Annotated in this window: 16 protein-coding genes; 8 read left to right on the top strand and 8 right to left on the bottom strand. The window is 56.6% G+C overall.

Annotation, left to right across the window (positions count from 1 at the left end; all coding sequences use genetic code 11):
- Nucleotides 1–446: 446 nt before the first annotated feature.
- Nucleotides 447–2,012, top strand: a complete 1,566-nt coding sequence (locus ACJBF3_RS17205) for an EAL domain-containing protein (RefSeq protein WP_045328775.1) — start codon at nt 447–449, stop codon at nt 2,010–2,012.
- 6 nt (nt 2,013–2,018) lie between these two features.
- On the opposite strand, the gene soxS is transcribed toward ACJBF3_RS17205, so the two are convergent.
- Nucleotides 2,019–2,345: a superoxide response transcriptional regulator SoxS gene (gene soxS, locus ACJBF3_RS17200; RefSeq protein WP_013095071.1), complete on the bottom strand. Its 327-nt coding sequence runs from the start codon at nt 2,343–2,345 to the stop codon at nt 2,019–2,021.
- Between the two features lie 98 nt (nt 2,346–2,443).
- On the opposite strand from soxS, the gene soxR reads away from it, so the two are divergent.
- The 4 genes from soxR to ACJBF3_RS17180 all read left to right on the top strand — a co-directional run bounded on the left by soxR (nt 2,444) and on the right by ACJBF3_RS17180 (nt 7,561).
- Nucleotides 2,444–2,902: a redox-sensitive transcriptional activator SoxR gene (gene soxR / locus ACJBF3_RS17195; RefSeq protein ID WP_014882155.1), complete on the top strand. Its 459-nt coding sequence runs from the start codon at nt 2,444–2,446 to the stop codon at nt 2,900–2,902.
- A 545-nt stretch (nt 2,903–3,447) separates the two neighbouring features.
- Nucleotides 3,448–4,119: a glutathione S-transferase family protein gene (locus ACJBF3_RS17190; RefSeq protein ID WP_045328772.1), complete on the top strand. Its 672-nt coding sequence runs from the start codon at nt 3,448–3,450 to the stop codon at nt 4,117–4,119.
- A 295-nt stretch (nt 4,120–4,414) separates the two neighbouring features.
- Nucleotides 4,415–5,764, top strand: a complete 1,350-nt coding sequence (gene ghxP, locus ACJBF3_RS17185) for a guanine/hypoxanthine transporter GhxP (protein ID WP_008503390.1) — start codon at nt 4,415–4,417, stop codon at nt 5,762–5,764.
- 150 nt (nt 5,765–5,914) lie between these two features.
- The gene (locus ACJBF3_RS17180; RefSeq protein ID WP_047716125.1) at nt 5,915–7,561 is read left to right on the top strand and encodes a Na+/H+ antiporter; all 1,647 of its coding nucleotides are present in this window, start codon (nt 5,915–5,917) and stop codon (nt 7,559–7,561) included.
- 74 nt (nt 7,562–7,635) lie between these two features.
- Here the strand turns inward: ACJBF3_RS17180 and ACJBF3_RS17175 are convergent, their stop codons facing one another.
- Nucleotides 7,636–8,523 (bottom strand): LysR family transcriptional regulator, encoded by an 888-nt coding sequence (locus ACJBF3_RS17175; protein ID WP_045328768.1) that lies wholly within the window; start codon nt 8,521–8,523, stop codon nt 7,636–7,638.
- A 102-nt stretch (nt 8,524–8,625) separates the two neighbouring features.
- Between ACJBF3_RS17175 and ACJBF3_RS17170 the strand changes: the two genes are divergently transcribed.
- Both ACJBF3_RS17170 and ACJBF3_RS17165 read left to right on the top strand, forming a co-directional pair.
- Nucleotides 8,626–9,036, top strand: coding sequence for a CidA/LrgA family protein (locus ACJBF3_RS17170; RefSeq protein ID WP_021242769.1), 411 nt, complete (start codon nt 8,626–8,628; stop codon nt 9,034–9,036).
- Complete coding sequence (locus ACJBF3_RS17165; RefSeq protein ID WP_045328765.1) at nt 9,029–9,718, top strand: LrgB family protein; 690 nt, start codon at nt 9,029–9,031, stop codon at nt 9,716–9,718. The genes ACJBF3_RS17170 and ACJBF3_RS17165 overlap by 8 nt, the downstream gene beginning before the upstream one ends.
- Nucleotides 9,719–9,750: 32 nt before the next feature.
- On the opposite strand, the gene actP is transcribed toward ACJBF3_RS17165, so the two are convergent.
- The 3 genes from actP to acs form a co-directional block, all read right to left on the bottom strand.
- A complete protein-coding gene (gene actP / locus ACJBF3_RS17160) occupies nt 9,751–11,400 on the bottom strand; it encodes a cation/acetate symporter ActP (protein WP_045328764.1) in 1,650 nt (549 codons plus the stop codon).
- On the bottom strand, nt 11,397–11,711 hold the full coding sequence (locus tag ACJBF3_RS17155; RefSeq protein ID WP_045328762.1) for a DUF485 domain-containing protein: 315 nt from the start codon (nt 11,709–11,711) through the stop codon (nt 11,397–11,399). The genes actP and ACJBF3_RS17155 overlap by 4 nt, the downstream gene beginning before the upstream one ends.
- 135 nt (nt 11,712–11,846) lie before the next feature.
- Complete coding sequence (gene acs, locus ACJBF3_RS17150; protein WP_045328760.1) at nt 11,847–13,805, bottom strand: acetate--CoA ligase; 1,959 nt, start codon at nt 13,803–13,805, stop codon at nt 11,847–11,849.
- A 423-nt stretch (nt 13,806–14,228) separates the two neighbouring features.
- Here acs and gltP point away from each other — a divergent pair, with 423 nt between their 5' ends.
- Nucleotides 14,229–15,542: a glutamate/aspartate:proton symporter GltP gene (gene gltP / locus ACJBF3_RS17145; protein ID WP_045328758.1), complete on the top strand. Its 1,314-nt coding sequence runs from the start codon at nt 14,229–14,231 to the stop codon at nt 15,540–15,542.
- 80 nt (nt 15,543–15,622) lie between these two features.
- Here the strand turns inward: gltP and ACJBF3_RS17140 are convergent, their stop codons facing one another.
- From ACJBF3_RS17140 to ACJBF3_RS17130, 3 genes are all read right to left on the bottom strand, one after another.
- Complete coding sequence (locus ACJBF3_RS17140) at nt 15,623–16,297, bottom strand: tetratricopeptide repeat protein (protein ID WP_045328756.1); 675 nt, start codon at nt 16,295–16,297, stop codon at nt 15,623–15,625.
- A gap of 121 nt (nt 16,298–16,418) precedes the next feature.
- A complete protein-coding gene (locus tag ACJBF3_RS17135; RefSeq protein ID WP_045328754.1) occupies nt 16,419–16,571 on the bottom strand; it encodes a Hok/Gef family protein in 153 nt (50 codons plus the stop codon).
- A gap of 101 nt (nt 16,572–16,672) precedes the next feature.
- A partial coding sequence (locus ACJBF3_RS17130; protein ID WP_135717608.1) for an IS3 family transposase occupies nt 16,673–16,767 on the bottom strand: 95 nt, incomplete at its 5' end.

Raw genomic sequence — 16,767 nt, 5'->3', positions numbered from 1 at the left:
TCGCCAGTATCTGTGCAATCAAAAAAGAGGATTTTGCAGGCATGCCGTGCCTTCGATGCACGAGGAGCTGATCCACAACGCGCCGTTAAGGTCCTTTGGGCACGTGGCGCTGCCCGCAATTCGGTTTTTATAAGAGGGGCATTATTCTCAGCCGAACCTGAAAATATTGTGGTGAAGACTGATTATTTATAAATCAACAATGGTCTGTTGTGTTATCTTCGCGCCAGCCCTGGCGGGCTGGATAATTATTTTCCTTAATTGAAACTGAACGAATACTTACAGTTTAACTTACGGGAAAATATTATCGTCATAACGAAATTTAAGATTTTTAATACGAAAAGTCAGTTGCTAACTTCGCATGATTCATGCAACGTAATCACCTGTTTAACACAGCATCCGGCCTTCATTACTACAGGCGTACAACATGCAGGGATATAGGGCGGGAAATGAATCGTAGCGCGCGGCGCAAAATGCTCAGAGTGGTAGGGATCATCATGGTAGTTATGCTGCCGGTGATGCTTGCGCTATGGTTTGCCCAGCTACGTGCCGTGTCGGAAACAAGCGCCCAGCTACGCACATTTGCTGAACTGGCTTTAGACAAAACAGAGCTGGTTATTCAGCAGGTTGATCTGGCGCGTGATGAGGCTGAAAAATATCGGGGTGGCCTTTGCACGCCGGGCCATCGTCAATATATGCTGAACGTTGTTCGCGGCCGCCTGTTTGTCGCCGATTTAATTTACGCGGAAGGTCAGAATTTTCTTTGTTCGACCGTTTTTACACCGGATCGCCCCTACGCTATCCCCGTCGCTAATTACACGCGTAAACCTGACGTCGCTATCTATTATTATCGCGATACCCCATTTTATACTGGCTATAAAATGACATATATGCAGCGCGGGAATTATGTGGTGGTAGTCAATCCGCTTTCATACAGCGAAGTCATGTCCGCGGATCATTCTCTTTCGTGGGGCGTGTACGACACGGTAACCAATGCGTTCTTTTCCGTCAGTCAGAAAGCCAATGTTGCTTTATTAAATTCGATGATTCGGGATAAGGAATCGGTATTTCAAAAAGATAACCGTTTCTATACCGTCGTGAAGTCGCCAAAACGGCCTATTGCCGCTATCGTGTCGACGTCAAATAAACGTTTTTATGAAACGCTCTATCATCAGGCGACGCTGACGCTGCCGCTGGGGATGATCTGCAGCATTATTATTTTGCTGGTCTGGTCCCGTACCCACCGCGAGCTTAACTCGCCGGGGCGTCTGCTGCACCGGGCGCTGAACAAACGTCAGCTTTGCCTGCATTATCAGCCGATTATTGATATTAAGAATAACCAGTGCGTGGGGGCAGAGGCGCTGTTACGCTGGCCGGGTTTTAACGGGCAGGTGATGAGCCCGGCGGAGTTTATTCCGCTGGCGGAAAATGAGGGGATGAGCGAGCGGATTACGGACTATGTCGTTGAAGAGGTATTCAACGATCTGGGCCATTTCCTGGCCGAGCATCCGCATCTCTATATTTCGATTAACCTGTCGGCGACGGATTTCCACTCCTCGCGGCTGATTGCCATGATTTCCGACAAGGCCCGCCACTACGCTGTCCGCGCGCAGCAAATCAAAATCGAAGTGACGGAACGCGGTTTTATCGATGTGCCTAAAACCACGCCGGTGATTCAGGCCTTCCGTCAGGCGGGGTATGAAGTCGCCATCGATGATTTCGGAACCGGTTACTCGAACCTGCACAACCTCTACTCGCTGAACGTGGATATTTTGAAAATCGATAAATCGTTTATCGATACCTTAACGACCAACAGCACCAGCCACCTGATCGCCGAGCATATTATCGAGATGGCGCAAAGCCTGCGGCTGAAAACCATTGCGGAAGGGGTCGAGACGGCAGAGCAGGTGAGCTGGCTGTTGAAGCGCGGCGTTCAGTTTTGTCAGGGATGGCACTTCGCGAAAGCGATGCCGCCCCAGGAATTCATGACCTGGCAGCAGCAACCTTTGCACTGAGGGTGATTAATTCAGCTGATGGCGATAGTCGCTTGGCGTGCGGTCAAACTCGCGGCGAAACACGCGGGAAAAGGTTTGTTGCGACACATAGCCCAGGTCCATCGCAATATCAAAAATTGGCCGCTGCGTTGAGCGTAGCGCCTGTGCCGCCAGCAGCAGCCTGCGCTGGCGAATGTACTCACCCAGCGTCTGATGCATGACCGTGCGGAACATTCTCTGTAAGTACCATTTCGAATAGCCCGACTTTTTGGCGACCACATCAATGTTCAACGGTTGGTCGATATGTTCATCAATCCATTCAATAAGCGTCTGAATAATTTGCTGATGCGACATAAGGTTGCCCCTCTGTAGATACAACTATCTCGGTTAATTCGTCGTTTTCTCTGCGGGGGAGTATAATTCCTCAAGTTAACTTGAGGTAAAGAGGTTTTATGGAAAAGAGATTGCCGCGCATTAAAGCGCTGTTAACCCCCGGCGAAGTGGCGAAGCGAAGCGGCGTTGCGGTATCTGCACTCCACTTCTATGAAAGCAAAGGGTTAATCAAGAGCATCCGTAACGGGGGCAACCAGCGTCGCTATACCCGCGACGTGCTTCGCTACGTGGCGATTATCAAAATTGCGCAACGAATCGGAATTCCCCTGGCCACGATCGGGGAGGCATTTGGCGTGCTGCCGGAAGGCCACACGCTGAGCCCGAAAGAGTGGAAAGAGCTGTCGTCCCAGTGGCGTGAAGAGCTGGACAGGCGTATTCATACGCTGGTCGCCCTGCGTGACGAGCTGGATGGCTGCATTGGCTGCGGCTGCCTGTCGCGCAGCGACTGCCCGTTGCGTAACCCCGGCGACAGGCTGGGCGAGCAGGGGACGGGGGCGCGGCTGCTGGAGGAAGAGTAAGTCTCTGCGGCCTGCGCGTCGGGTAGCGGCTGCGCCTTATCCGACCTACGGAAACTGTTTGTCGGGTGGCGGCTACGCCTTACCCGACCTACGGAAACTGTTTGTCGGATGGCGGCTGCGCCTTACCCGACCTACGGAAACTGTTTGTCGGGTGGCGGCTGCGCCTTACCCGACCTACGGAAACTGTTGTCGGGTGGCGGCTGCGCCTTACCCGACCTACAAAACCGAGAACGTAGGCCGGGTAAGCGAAGCGCCACCCGGCAAAAAGCAAAAGCATAAGAAAGAACTAAAGCGCCACAAAGGGCGCTTTAGTTTTTCCCGGTCTTTGTCTTTCTCTCTATCCCGCTGGTTCACGGGAGGGTTTCCCCCGACATCAGCACCCCTCAGTGTCGAGCAGGTTGGGGAGGTTCCGGATTGTGCTGATACTTTAATTCTATGCAAGCCCCGTTTTTTCGCCAGCGCCGCTGACCGGTTTTTAGCCGAATTTTTTTCGCGGTGTTGTTCAATTTTCTATAGTTAAAAAGTATGAATAACAGGAGAAAACTATGCTCACGGTACACCACCTTAACCAGTCGCGCTCTCACCGCGTAATCTGGGCGCTGGAGGAACTCGGTCTGCCTTATGAGATCGTTCACTACCAGCGCGAAAAGAACATGCTGGCACCGGAGGCGCTCAAAAAGGTGCATCCGTTGGGCAAATCACCGGTCATCGAAGATAACGGACTGGTCCTTGCGGAGTCGGGTGCCATTCTGGAGTACCTGCAGGAAACGTACGACGCCGGGTCACGCCTTAAGCCTCTGGATCCGGCGCATAAGGTGCAGTACCGCTTCTGGCTGCATTACGCCGAAGGCTCGCTGATGCCGCTGCTGTTAATGAAGCTGGTCTTCAACAGCTTCGGCAAGCCGCCGGTGCCGTTTGGCCTCAGAACCCTGGGCAAAGCGCTGGGGCAGGGGGTGCAGAAAGCGTATCTCAACCGTCAGCTGGAAACCCATGCGCGCTTCATTGAGGCGCATCTTGCGAAAAACAGCTGGTTTGCCGGGGATGCGCTCAGCATGGCCGACATTCAGATGAGCTTCCCGATCTTTGCCCTGCTGGCGCGCGGCGGTATCAACAACCTGCCGCATACTCAGGCATGGAAGGCAAGGGTAGAGACCCGCCCCGGCTGGCAAAGAACCCTGGAACAGGGTGGGCCGTTATCCATTCCGGGTGAGGACTGAAAATGTAAACAAATTGCGCATAGACGATAACGTTTGCGCATCCTCTGTTTATTTCTTCAGCGTCATAAGGGAATTTTAGCGAAAAACGATAAAGTTCAGTTGAAAAGGGCGGGGATTAGGCTAGATAATCGTTTGCCTTAATTTGACCACCCGTTTGTAAGCGCGGAGCTAAACGTTTGCTTTTTTTGTGACGCCCTTTCGTCACAAACGCAACACAAGGATTTGACGTTCAGCTGGCAGTGGCGTCTCCACCTCGCTTACGGACTTCCTAAAAAACTCTCAGGGGATGTTTTCTATGTCTACGCCATCTGCGCGTACCGGCGGTTCACTTGACGCCATGTTTAAAATTTCGGCTCGCGGCAGCACCGTGCGCCAGGAAATCGTTGCCGGTTTGACAACGTTTCTGGCGATGGTTTATTCCGTCATCGTTGTGCCGGGCATGCTGGGCAAAGCGGGCTTCCCGCCAGCGGCTGTGTTTGTGGCGACCTGCCTCGTGGCCGGGGTGGGCTCCATCGTGATGGGCCTTTGGGCGAACCTGCCGCTGGCAATTGGTTGCGCCATCTCTCTGACCGCGTTCACCGCGTTCAGCCTGGTGCTGGGCCAGCACATCAGCGTACCGGTTGCGCTGGGCGCCGTGTTCCTGATGGGTGTGCTGTTTACCGTGATTTCAGCGACGGGCATCCGTAGCTGGATTTTGCGCAACCTGCCGCAGGGCGTGGCGCACGGTACCGGTATCGGCATCGGCCTGTTTCTTCTGCTTATCGCCGCTAACGGCGTTGGTCTGGTCATCAAGAATCCGCTGGACGGTCTGCCGGTCGCCCTCGGTCATTTCGCCAGCTTCCCGGTGATCATGTCGCTGATCGGTCTGGCGGTGATTATCGGTCTGGAAAAACTGAAGGTCCCGGGCGGTATTCTGCTGACCATTATCGGTGTTTCCATCGTCGGCCTGATTTTCGACCCTAACGTCCACTTCTCCGGCATTTTCGCCATGCCGTCGCTGAGCGATGACAAAGGCAACTCCCTGATTGGCAGCCTGGATATTGTCGGCGCGCTGAACCCGGTGATCCTGCCAAGCGTGCTGGCGCTGGTGATGACCGCCGTGTTTGACGCGACAGGTACCATTCGTGCGGTGGCCGGTCAGGCGAACCTGCTGGATAAAGACGGTCAGATTATTGACGGCGGCAAAGCGCTGACCACCGACTCCCTGAGCAGCGTTTTCTCAGGCCTGGTGGGTGCGGCACCGGCGGCGGTGTATATCGAGTCCGCAGCGGGTACGGCGGCAGGCGGTAAAACCGGCCTGACGGCGATCACCGTGGGCGTGCTGTTCATGCTGATCCTGTTCCTCTCTCCGCTCTCCTATCTGGTTCCGGCGTACGCGACCGCGCCAGCGCTGATGTACGTTGGCCTGCTGATGCTGAGCAACGTGGCGAAAATCGACTTTGCGGACTTCGTGGACGCCATGTCAGGCCTGATTACCGCGGTCTTTATCGTGCTGACCTGCAACATCGTGACCGGCATTATGATCGGCTTCGCGTCGCTGGTGATTGGTCGTCTGGTCTCCGGAGAATGGCGCAAGCTGAACGTGGGCACCGTGGTCATCGCCGTGGCGCTGGTGGCGTTCTACGCGGGCGGCTGGGCAATCTAAGTTGTCCTTTGATGCGAAAACGGGTGGCTCGGGCCGCCCGTTTTTATTTTCAGGACTCATCCTGTTGCCTTTTGCGTTACTCTGAGGAAGATAGAATAAAAGGCACGACGCCTTCCGGAGTACATAAGCAACACAGCAAACAGGGAACGCATGGAAATCTTCTTCACAATACTCATCATGACCCTTGTGGTCTCGCTATCCGGGGTGGTTACACGCGTACTGCCCTTTCAGGTCCCCCTGCCATTAATGCAAATTGCCATCGGCGCGCTGCTTGCGTGGCCGACGTTTGGCCTGCACGTGGAATTTGACCCCGAACTGTTCCTCGTGCTGTTCATTCCGCCACTGCTGTTTGCCGATGGCTGGAAAACGCCCACGCGCGAATTCCTTGAGCACGGGCGAGAAATCTTCGGCCTGGCGCTGGCGCTGGTGGTGGTCACCGTCGTCGGGATTGGTTTTCTGATCTACTGGACGGTGCCGGGTATTCCATTAATACCGGCTTTTGCGCTGGCCGCCGTGCTGTCGCCAACCGATGCCGTGGCGCTGTCCGGCATTGTGGGTGAAGGCCGCATTCCGAAGAAAATCATGGGGATTTTACAGGGGGAGGCGCTGATGAACGACGCCTCCGGCCTGGTCGCCCTGAAGTTTGCCGTGGCCGTTGCCATGGGCACGATGGTCTTTACCGTTGGCGGCGCGACCCTGGAATTCTTCAAGGTGGCCATTGGCGGCATTCTGGCGGGCTTCGTGGTGAGCTGGCTGTACGGCCGCTCATTGCGCTTCCTCAGCCGCTGGGGCGGCGATGAGCCTGCTACCCAAATCGTACTGCTGTTCCTGCTGCCGTTTGCCTCTTATCTGATTGCCGAACACATCGGCGTGTCGGGCATTCTGGCGGCGGTGGCGGCGGGGATGACCATCACCCGTTCCGGCGTAATGCGCCGCGCGCCGCTGGCCATGCGCCTGCGCGCCAACAGCACCTGGGCCATGCTGGAGTTTGTCTTTAACGGCATGGTGTTCCTGCTGCTGGGCCTGCAGCTGCCGGGCATTATGGAATCCTCGCTGGTGGCGGCCGAAGCCGACCCGAACGTGGAAGTCTGGATGCTGTTTACCGACGTCGTGCTGATCTACCTGGCGCTGATGCTGGTGCGTTTCGGCTGGCTGTGGACGATGAAAAACTTCAGCGTGCGCTTCCTGAAGAAAAAGCCGATGGAGTTCGGCGCGTGGACAACGCGTGAGCTGCTGATCGCCTCCTTTGCGGGCGTTCGCGGGGCGATCACCCTTGCCGGTGTGCTCTCGATTCCGCTGCTGCTGCCGACGGGCGACGTCTTCCCGGCGCGCTACGAGCTGGTCTTCCTGGCGGCGGGCGTGATTCTGTTCTCCCTGTTTGTTGGGGTGATTATGCTGCCGATTTTACTTCAGCATATTGATGCCGGTGATTCGACCCAGCAGCATAAAGAGGAGCGTATTGCCCGGGCGGCCACCGCCGAAGTGGCGATTGTCGCGATCCAGAAAATGGAAGAGCGTCTGGCCGCAGATGCGGAAGAGAACATCGACAACCAGCTGCTGACGGAAGTGAGTTCCCGCGTGATTGGTAACCTGCGCCGCCGCGCGGACGGGCGTAACGATGTGGAAAGCTCGCTGCAGGAGGAGAACCTGGAGCGCCGGTTCCGCCTGGCGGCGCTGCGTTCAGAGCGTGCCGAGCTTTACCATCTGCGCGCTACGCGCCAGATCAGCAACGAGACGCTGCAAAAGCTGCTCCACGATCTGGACCTGCTGGAAGCGTTGTTGATAGAGAATCAGTAGCTTTTTGCCCGGTGGCGCTGCGCTTACCGGGCCTACGAAACCTGTAGGCCCGGTGAGGCGAAGCCGCCACCCGGCTATTCAGACCGCACCCAAAACCCCTTACAGCACTCCAGCCACGCCTGCGCGCTCTGCGACAGATACACCCCTTCACGCCAGATCATCCCCAGCTGCCAGTGCAGCTCGCTCTCCAACGGGATCCAGCGCAGCGTGTTTTTATCCAGCCGCTCGCAAATCGGCTGCGGCAGAATGGCAATCCCCACGCCGGCCTGCACCATCGCCGCCAGAAAATCCCACTGTCCGCTGCGCACCGCAATGCGCGGCTTCACGTTATGCTGGTTAAACAGCGTCATCAGCTGGCGGCTTAAGGCGAAGTCTTCGTTGTAGATCAGCAGGGGATGTTCACCGAGCAGCTCGGGCTTTACCGAGTCAATCTTCAGCCAGTCTCCGGAGCGTGGCGCCAGGACGCAAAGCGGATGGCTAAACAGCGGCAGGGTTGCCAGACCGCTCTCCTCCTCCACGGGCAGGGCGGTCATTGCCACGTCGAGTTCGCCGTTGGTGACGGCCTGCTGGACGGTTAAGCCACCAAACTCCGAAATCTTCAGCTCAACGCCGGGATAGCGCTGGCGAAACAGGCTAATCGGCCCGGCCATCATCATGCCGACCATGGGCGGAATGCCGAGGCGAAGCACCCCTTTGGTCAGATGATTAATATCGCCCAGCTCCGCTTCCAGCTGGCGGAACTCCGCCAGAATCGCCAGCCCGCGTTCGAACACCACGCGTCCGGTGTCGGTCAGCAGCAGCTTGCGGCCGTCGCGGATCAGCAGGGTACAGTTCAGTTCATCTTCGAGGTTTTTCAGCATCTTGCTGATGGTGGGCTGGGTAACGAACAACTTCTCCGCTGCGCGGGTAAAACTTTGCTGGCGAACCACCTCGACAAAATAGCGCAGCGTTCTTATGTCCATGATTATTCCTCGAAACTATACCTTTGATGATTTTAATTCATTTCTTTCACTGACGTGCGCTCTCTATACTGGCGCTCCGTCTCAATTTTGAGGAAAACCCCCATGGCCGTGGCGTTAAGCCGTGTTACGCCTGCCGTTGTGCAACGACTCCAGGTCCCGGTTCAGGTACTGCTCTACGCGGGACTGTTCGTTTTCGCCGAATATCTTGTCGGCTGGCTGCATCTGCCGCTGCCTGCCAATCTTGTCGGGATGCTGCTGATGTTGACGCTCATCCTCTGTCGCGTGATCCCCCTCAACTGGGTGCGCGCCGGGGCGCGCTGGCTGCTGGCGGAGATGCTGCTGTTCTTTGTTCCTGCCGTGGTGGCGGTGGTGAACTATGCGCAGCTGCTGATGGTGGATGGCTGGCGGATCTTCGCGGTTATCGCGCTGAGTACGCTGATGGTGCTGGGGGCGACGGCCTGGGTGGTGGATAAAGTCTACCGGTTTGAAATCAGCAGGCACAAACATGACTAATTTTCAGGTCAGCATCCTGTGCCTGGTGGCGACGCTGGCGATCTACTTTGCCAACAAGCGGCTGTATCGTCGTTTTCATGCCCTGCCGCTGATGCCGCTGGTCTTCACGCCGATCCTGCTGGTGATGATGCTGGTCTTCGGCCATATCTCCTGGCAAAACTACATCGGTGAATCCCACTGGCTGCTGTGGCTGCTCGGCCCCGCGACCATCGCCTTTGCCGTGCCCGTTTATGACAACCTGGCGATCATCAAACGCCACTGGATGTCGCTCAGCGCTGGCGTCCTCACCGCCACGGTGGTCGCCGTGTGCAGCTCCGTCTGGCTGGCCCGGCTGTTTACCCTCTCGGATGAAATCCAGCGCAGCCTGGCGGTGCGCTCGGTCACAACGCCGTTTGCGCTGGCCGCGGCAAAACCGCTCGGCGGGCAGCCGGATCTGGTGGCGCTGTTTGTGGTGGTGACGGGCGTCTTCGGGATGGCGGTGGGCGACGTGCTGTTTCTGCGGCTTTCCATTCGGGAAGGGATGGCGAAAGGCGCGGGGTTTGGCGCGGCGTCGCACGGCGCGGGCACGGCACGTTCCTATGAGCTGGGGCAGCAGGAGGGCGTTGTCGCAAGCCTGGTAATGATGCTGTCGGGCGTAGTGATGGTCCTGATTGCGCCGCTGGTGGCGTGGGTGATGTTTTAAGCTCCCCGGCCGGTATGACCGGGGAGAAAGGCTTAGTGCGCGCGGCCCTGCTCAACGCCCAGGCCGGTTTGTGAACGGATAAACTGGGCGCGGAATTTCTCACGCTCCAGGTTACCCTCCGGCGAGTTGTCGGTGGCCGAGAAGAACCAGATGCCGATAAACGCCACGGCGATCGAGAACAGCGCCGGGTATTCATACGGGAAAATGGCGCTAGCGTGACCGAGGATCTGCACCCAAATCGTTGGGCCCAGAATCATCAGGATCACCGCCGTCAGCAGCCCCAGCCAGCCGCCAATCATCGCGCCACGGGTGGTCAGTTTCGACCAGTACATGGAGAGCAGGATGATCGGGAAGTTGCAGCTTGCCGCAATCGAGAAGGCCAGCCCCACCATAAAGGCGATGTTCTGCTTCTCAAACAGAATGCCCAGCAGGATCGCCACGACGCCCAGCACCAGCACGGTGATTTTTGAAACCTTCAGCTCATCGCGCTCGCTCGCGCCCTTGCGGAAGACGTTGGCGTAGAGGTCATGCGATACCGCCGACGCGCCGGCGAGGGTCAGCCCCGCAACCACCGCCAGAATGGTGGCGAAGGCCACGGCGGAGATAAAGCCGAGGAACAGGTTGCCGCCTACCGCGTCCGCCAGATGCACCGCCGCCATGTTGTTACCGCCAATCAACGCGCCCGCCGCGTCTTTAAACGCCGGATTCGCCCCCACCAGCATGATCGCGCCAAAGCCGATGATAAAGGTCAGGATGTAGAAGTAACCCATGAAGCCGGTGGCGTAGAAGACGCTTTTGCGTGCTTCACGCGCGTCGCTTACGGTAAAGAAGCGCATCAGGATGTGCGGCAGGCCAGCCGTACCAAACATCAGACCGAGACCGAGAGAGAGCGCGGATATTGGGTCTTTCACCAGCCCGCCCGGGCTCATGATCGCTTCTCCTTTCGGATGGACCGCCATCGCTTCAGTGAACAGGTTATTGAAGCTGAAGCCGACGTGCTTCATCACCATAAAGGCCATAAAGCTGGCGCCGAACAGCAGCAGGACGGCTTTGATGATCTGCACCCAGGTGGTCGCCAGCATGCCGCCGAACAGGACGTACATCACCATCAGCACGCCCACCAGCACCACGGCGATGTGGTAGTTGAGGCCGAACAGCAGTTCGATCAGTTTACCCGCGCCCACCATCTGCGCAATCAGATACAGCGCCACCACCACCAGCGAGCCGCAGGCGGAGAGGGTGCGAATCGGTCCCTGCTTCAGTCGATAGGATGCGACGTCCGCGAAGGTGTAGCGGCCCAGGTTACGCAGGCGCTCGGCAATCAGGAACAGAATGATCGGCCAGCCGACGAGGAAGCCGAGAGAGTAAATCAGGCCGTCATAGCCGGAGGTGTACACCAGCGCGGAGATCCCGAGGAACGAGGCGGCGGACATAAAATCTCCTGCAATCGCCAGCCCGTTCTGGAAGCCGGTAATGTTGCCCCCGGCGGTGTAGTAATCGTTACGCGAGCGCACGCGTTTCGACGCCCAGTACGTAATGTACAGCGTCAGCAGAACGAAGATCAGGAACATGATAATCGCCTGCCAGTTGGTCGGCTGGCGCTGGACTTCGCCGGTAATGGCATCCGCCGCGTGGGCGGCAAAGGGGAGGGTGGCGGCGAGCGCCGTCAGAACTCGCTTCATGATGCTTTTACCTCTTGCAGAACCGCTTTATTAAGACGATCGAATTCACCGTTCGCGCGCCAGACGTAGACGCCGGTCAGCAGGAAGGAGAACACAATCACGCCAATGCCAATGGGAATGCCGCGCGTGACGCTGGTGCCCGCATGCAGCGGGGTGCCCAGCCAGTGCGGTGCAAAGGCGATCAGCAGAATAAAGCCGACATAGATAATCAGCATGATGATGGAAAGGGTGAAGGCAAACCGTTGCCGCTTATCGACGAGCTCCCTGTAGTGCGCACTATTCTCTATCTGCTGACAAATATCGTTATTCATCACAGAGTCTCCAAAGGTAAGGTTGGTTTGTTTTTAGTCCCCTCTCTCCTTTGGGGAGAGGGTTAGGGTGAGGGGAGGAAGGTGCGGTCTGATGCCCTCACCCCGGCCCTCTCCCACGGGGAGAGGGAGAAAAGATTACGATGGCATTGCGATGGCCTGCTTCTCTTCGAGCAGTTTGTCCACCACGCCAGGATCCGCGAGCGTTGAGGTATCGCCGAGGTTGCTGGTATCCCCCGCCGCGATTTTGCGCAAAATACGGCGCATAATTTTGCCGGAGCGGGTCTTCGGCAGCGAGTCGGTCCAGTGCAGCACGTCCGGCGTCGCCAGCGGGCCAATCTCCTTGCGCACCCAGTTACGCACTTCGGTGTACAGCTCTGGCGACGGTTCTTCTCCATGATTCAGCGTGACGTAGGCGTAAATCGCCTGGCCTTTGATGTTGTGCGGGATCCCAACAACGGCGGCTTCGGCAATCTTCGGATGCGATACCAGGGCCGATTCAATCTCCGCGGTGCCCAGACGGTGGCCGGAGACGTTCAGCACGTCGTCCACGCGGCCGGTGATCCAGTAATAGCCATCTTCATCACGACGCGCGCCGTCGCCGCTGAAGTACATGTTTTTAAAGGTCGAGAAGTAGGTCTGCTCGAAGCGATCGTGATCGCCGAACAGGGTCCGCGCCTGGCCCGGCCAGGAGTCGACGATAACCAGGTTACCTTCGGTGGCCCCGTCCAGCGGGTTGCCTTCGTTATCCACCAGCGCAGGCTGGACGCCGAAGAACGGACGGGTTGCCGAGCCGGCTTTCAGCTGCGTGGCGCCCGGCATCGGGGTGATCATAAAGCCGCCGGTTTCGGTCTGCCACCAGGTGTCCATCACCGGACATTTCTCGTTGCCGATTTTCTTCCAGTACCACTCCCAGGCTTCCGGGTTAATGGGCTCACCCACTGACCCGAGGATGCGCAACGAAGAGCGGTCGGTGCCTTCGATGGCCTTGTCACCTTCCGCCATCAATGCGCGGATCGCCGTTGGCGCGGTGTAAAGAATATTGACCTGGTGCTTGTCGACGACCTGGCACATCCGCGCCGGGGTCGGCCAGTTGGGGACGCCCTCAAACATCAGCGTGGTTGCGCCGCAGGCCAGCGGGCCATACAGCAGGTAGCTGTGCCCGGTCACCCAGCCCACGTCGGCGGTACACCAGTAGATGTCGCCCGGGTGGTAGTCGAAGACGTATTTGAAGGTAGTGGCCGCGTAAACCAGATAGCCGCCGGTGGTGTGCAGCACGCCTTTCGGCTTACCGGTTGAGCCGGAGGTATAGAGAATGAAAAGCGGATCTTCAGCGTTCATCTCTTCCGGCTGATGCTGGTCGCTCGCTTTTTCAATCAGATCGCTCCACCACAGGTCGCGCCCCTCGTGCCAGTCGATTTTACCGCCGGTGCGCTTAAGGACGATGACGTTGCTGACCGTTTTGACGTTCGGGTTTTTCAGCGCTTCGTCGACGTTTTTCTTCAGGGGGATACCGCGTCCGGCGCGCACGCCTTCATCGGCGGTGATCACCAGTTTTGAACTGGAATCGACAATACGGCCCGCCACCGCTTCCGGGGAGAAGCCGCCGAAGATAACAGAGTGAATCGCGCCGATACGCGCGCAGGCCAGCATGGCGACAGCCGCTTCCGGCACCATCGGCATATAGATCGCGACCACATCGCCTTTTTTAATGCCTTTTTCCAGCAGGACGTTGGCGAAGCGGCACACGTCGCGGTGCAGTTCTTTATAGGTAATGTGCTTGCTCTGCGAGGCGTCATCGCCTTCCCAGATGATGGCCGTCTCGTTCCCGCGCTCGGCAAGGTGACGATCGAGGCAGTTTGCCGCCAGGTTCAGGGTGCCATCTTCATACCATTTAATGGAGACATTGCCGGGCGCAAAGGAGGTGTTCTTCACCTTCTGATATGGCTTGATCCAGTCAAGGATATGGCCCTGCTCACCCCAGAAGGCATCCGGGGCGGTGATAGATTGCTGATACTTCTCGTGGTACTGCTCCGGGTTTATCAGGCAACGGTCCGCAATATTAGCGGGAATGTCATGTTTGTGTATTTGGCTCATGGCTTTTTTTCTCCTTGTAAGATGTTAATAATATGTCACTAAAACGTTAATTGTAGGGGCTTTACAAGCTTTGTTTATTATTTGGGCTACAGATCACGCATTGTTTGAACAGGTTGAAAAATGAGCGAATGAAACTTTGAAGGAAAATAATTTATGCTGACGATTATTCACATTTATGTTTAAAAAAGCGTTTTTATAACAGAAGGTTATTTATCAGAATCAGGAGAAACTCCCGTCACAGTTGCTTTTACGAGTGAAATGGGCCGTTCTTTAAGGCTTGCGCAACATGCCGCGCAAATGATACTCATACGCCGCGTTAAAAAATCCCATAAATCGACGCAACACAATTCATACCCTTTCAGTATGTCCCCATATTCATGCAGTTTTGATGAATAAGGCGCTTCATTGAGGAAGTCAGTTTCTATGAAAAACGTTAAAGTGAGCCTGGCCTGGCAGATCTTAATCGCCCTTGTGCTGGGCATCCTGCTGGGCAGTTACCTCCACTATCACAGCGACAGCCGCGAATGGCTGATTGCGAACCTGCTTTCCCCGGCTGGGGATATCTTTATTCATCTGATCAAGATGATCGTGGTACCGATTGTGATCTCGACGCTGGTGGTCGGTATTGCGGGCGTCGGCGACGCGAAGCAGCTTGGCCGTATTGGTGCGAAAACCATTATCTATTTCGAAGTGATCACTACGGTTGCGATCGTTCTCGGCATTACCCTGGCGAACGTGTTCCAGCCGGGTTCCGGGATCGATATGTCGCAGCTGGCTACGGTGGATATTTCGAAATACCAAAGTACGACCGCTGACGTGCAGAGCCATGCGCACGGCCTGATGGGCACAATCCTTTCTCTGGTGCCGACCAACATCGTGGCGTCGATGGCGAAAGGTGAGATGCTGCCAATTATCTTCTTCTCGGTGCTGTTTGGCCTGGGGCTCTCTTCACTGCCGGCAACGCACCGCGAACCGCTGGTGACCGTGTTCCGCTCTATCTCTGAAACCATGTTTAAAGTGACCCACATGGTGATGCGCTACGCGCCTGTAGGGGTGTTTGCGCTGATCGCCGTCACCGTGGCGAACTTTGGTTTTGCCTCGCTCTGGCCGCTGGCGAAGCTGGTGATCCTGGTGCACTTCGCCATCCTGTTCTTTGCGCTGGTGGTGCTGGGCATCGTGGCGCGCCTCTGCGGGCTGAGCATCTGGATCCTAATCCGTATCCTGAAGGATGAGCTGATTCTGGCCTACTCCACGGCAAGCTCAGAGAGCGTGCTGCCGCGTATTATTGAGAAGATGGAAGCCTACGGCGCGCCAGCGTCGATCACCAGCTTCGTGGTGCCGACCGGTTACTCCTTTAACCTGGACGGTTCCACGCTGTACCAGAGTATTGCCGCTATCTTTATTGCGCAGCTGTACGGCATTGACCTGTCGCTGTGGCAGGAGATCGTACTGGTGCTGACGCTGATGGTGACGTCTAAAGGCATCGCAGGCGTACCGGGCGTGTCGTTCGTGGTGCTGCTGGCGACGCTGGGCAGCGTCGGCATTCCGCTGGAAGGCCTGGCGTTTATCGCGGGTGTAGACCGTATCCTCGACATGGCGCGTACGGCGCTGAACGTGGTGGGTAACGCGCTGGCGGTGCTGGTTATCGCCAAGTGGGAACATAAATTCGATCGTAAAAAGGCGCTGGCGTACGAACGCGAGGTGCTGGGTCGTTTTGATAAGACGGCCGATCGGTAATGTAAAAAGCCCGGTGGCGCTGCGCTTACCGGGCCTACGGATTTTGTAGGCCGGGTAAGGCGAAGCCGCCACCCGGCAGATTATTCCCCGCTCAACGCATCAAACTCTTCGCAGCCCGTATCAAACCCTTCAGTGCAGCTCAGGTTCAACCAGTACAAGGCTTTCTGTTTGTTTGGCGTGATAAAGCCTTTCTCGCCCTGCCTGAACAACATCCCCGCCCAGTACTCGGCGTAGCCCGTACGTGAAAGTGCTGAACTGCGCTTGAACCATGAGGCGGCCTGCATATCATCCTGCGCCACCTCTACGCCGTTGGCATAAATCAGCCCGAGCAGCATTTGCGCATCGACCGCTGAATCGTTGTCGATATCTTCGGTCGCCGTTTGCAGCAGCTTAATGGCCTGAGGATAGTCGGTTTTACCGGCCTGAGTATTGACCAGCACGCGGGCCAGCATAATCGCGCCGCGTTTGCTGCCTGCAATATTGGCCTGCTGCGCCAGAGCTTTGGCCTGGGCGTAATCGCCCTGCGTAAAGTGGATTTGCGACAACAGCGCCATTGCGTCAACATCGCCGCCTTTTGCAGCTTTTTCGGCCCACAGCGCGGCCAGCTTGCTGTCGCCGGAACTGAAGTACGTATCAGCAAGATAATACTGGGCACGGGCATCGCCGGCTTCCGCCTGCTTCAGGTACTGGCTGCCTATCTCATCTGCATGGGCAAGGGAGGTTAAAAAGAATAACAGCAGAAAAATGGGTTTCATGGATTCTTATCATCTGGGTACACGCCGCGCAGTATAATCGCGGCGGCGGAAGAAAAAAATGGGTGCATTAAGACCTCAACATCCTACAAGCCGGGCGGAACGGCTGTTCCGCCCGTAGAGGTTAGCCTGCGTTGCAGGCTAATTTTGCCGCCACCTCCTGATGTTCACCCTTTATTGAAAACTCGCATAACTTACCGCGAGTAATAAAGGTAAAGATCGCTATCGTCAGGCAAATAATAAAGACGATGCCTAACGCAGTTTTTAATGGCGTCATGCCTTTTACTCCTTGTCAAAAAAAGAATAAGAGGCTACTCTCAACTTGTTGGGAGTTGAGGGAGTAGCCTCGGGTTGTACTGACCCCAAAAAGTTGGACAGTTAAACACGAGGCACATAGGTCTGGGTTCGATATTCAATTGGACTCAGACCTTTTAATTTCAGGCTAATTCTTCTGCTGTTGTAGTAGTCAATAT

The sequence above is a fragment of the Enterobacter sp. PP-008-ECC_S150 genome (genome assembly GCF_045257065.1).
GTDB lineage: Bacteria > Pseudomonadota > Gammaproteobacteria > Enterobacterales > Enterobacteriaceae > Enterobacter > Enterobacter chengduensis.
This window is presented reverse-complemented; position numbering and strand designations above follow the sequence as displayed.

What these genes read in the sequence shown, in the direction of transcription:
- ACJBF3_RS17205 (WP_045328775.1), top strand. Translation starts at nt 447, where the DNA reads ATGAATCGTAGCGCGCGGCGCAAAATGCTCAGAGTGGTAGGGATCATC.
- soxS (WP_013095071.1), bottom strand. Translation starts at nt 2,345, where the DNA reads ATGTCGCATCAGCAAATTATTCAGACGCTTATTGAATGGATTGATGAA.
- soxR (WP_014882155.1), top strand. Translation starts at nt 2,444, where the DNA reads ATGGAAAAGAGATTGCCGCGCATTAAAGCGCTGTTAACCCCCGGCGAA.
- ACJBF3_RS17190 (WP_045328772.1), top strand. Translation starts at nt 3,448, where the DNA reads ATGCTCACGGTACACCACCTTAACCAGTCGCGCTCTCACCGCGTAATC.
- ghxP (WP_008503390.1), top strand. Translation starts at nt 4,415, where the DNA reads ATGTCTACGCCATCTGCGCGTACCGGCGGTTCACTTGACGCCATGTTT.
- ACJBF3_RS17180 (WP_047716125.1), top strand. Translation starts at nt 5,915, where the DNA reads ATGGAAATCTTCTTCACAATACTCATCATGACCCTTGTGGTCTCGCTA.
- ACJBF3_RS17175 (WP_045328768.1), bottom strand. Translation starts at nt 8,523, where the DNA reads ATGGACATAAGAACGCTGCGCTATTTTGTCGAGGTGGTTCGCCAGCAA.
- ACJBF3_RS17170 (WP_021242769.1), top strand. Translation starts at nt 8,626, where the DNA reads ATGGCCGTGGCGTTAAGCCGTGTTACGCCTGCCGTTGTGCAACGACTC.
- ACJBF3_RS17165 (WP_045328765.1), top strand. Translation starts at nt 9,029, where the DNA reads ATGACTAATTTTCAGGTCAGCATCCTGTGCCTGGTGGCGACGCTGGCG.
- actP (WP_045328764.1), bottom strand. Translation starts at nt 11,400, where the DNA reads ATGAAGCGAGTTCTGACGGCGCTCGCCGCCACCCTCCCCTTTGCCGCC.
- ACJBF3_RS17155 (WP_045328762.1), bottom strand. Translation starts at nt 11,711, where the DNA reads ATGAATAACGATATTTGTCAGCAGATAGAGAATAGTGCGCACTACAGG.
- acs (WP_045328760.1), bottom strand. Translation starts at nt 13,805, where the DNA reads ATGAGCCAAATACACAAACATGACATTCCCGCTAATATTGCGGACCGT.
- gltP (WP_045328758.1), top strand. Translation starts at nt 14,229, where the DNA reads ATGAAAAACGTTAAAGTGAGCCTGGCCTGGCAGATCTTAATCGCCCTT.
- ACJBF3_RS17140 (WP_045328756.1), bottom strand. Translation starts at nt 16,297, where the DNA reads ATGAAACCCATTTTTCTGCTGTTATTCTTTTTAACCTCCCTTGCCCAT.
- ACJBF3_RS17135 (WP_045328754.1), bottom strand. Translation starts at nt 16,571, where the DNA reads ATGACGCCATTAAAAACTGCGTTAGGCATCGTCTTTATTATTTGCCTG.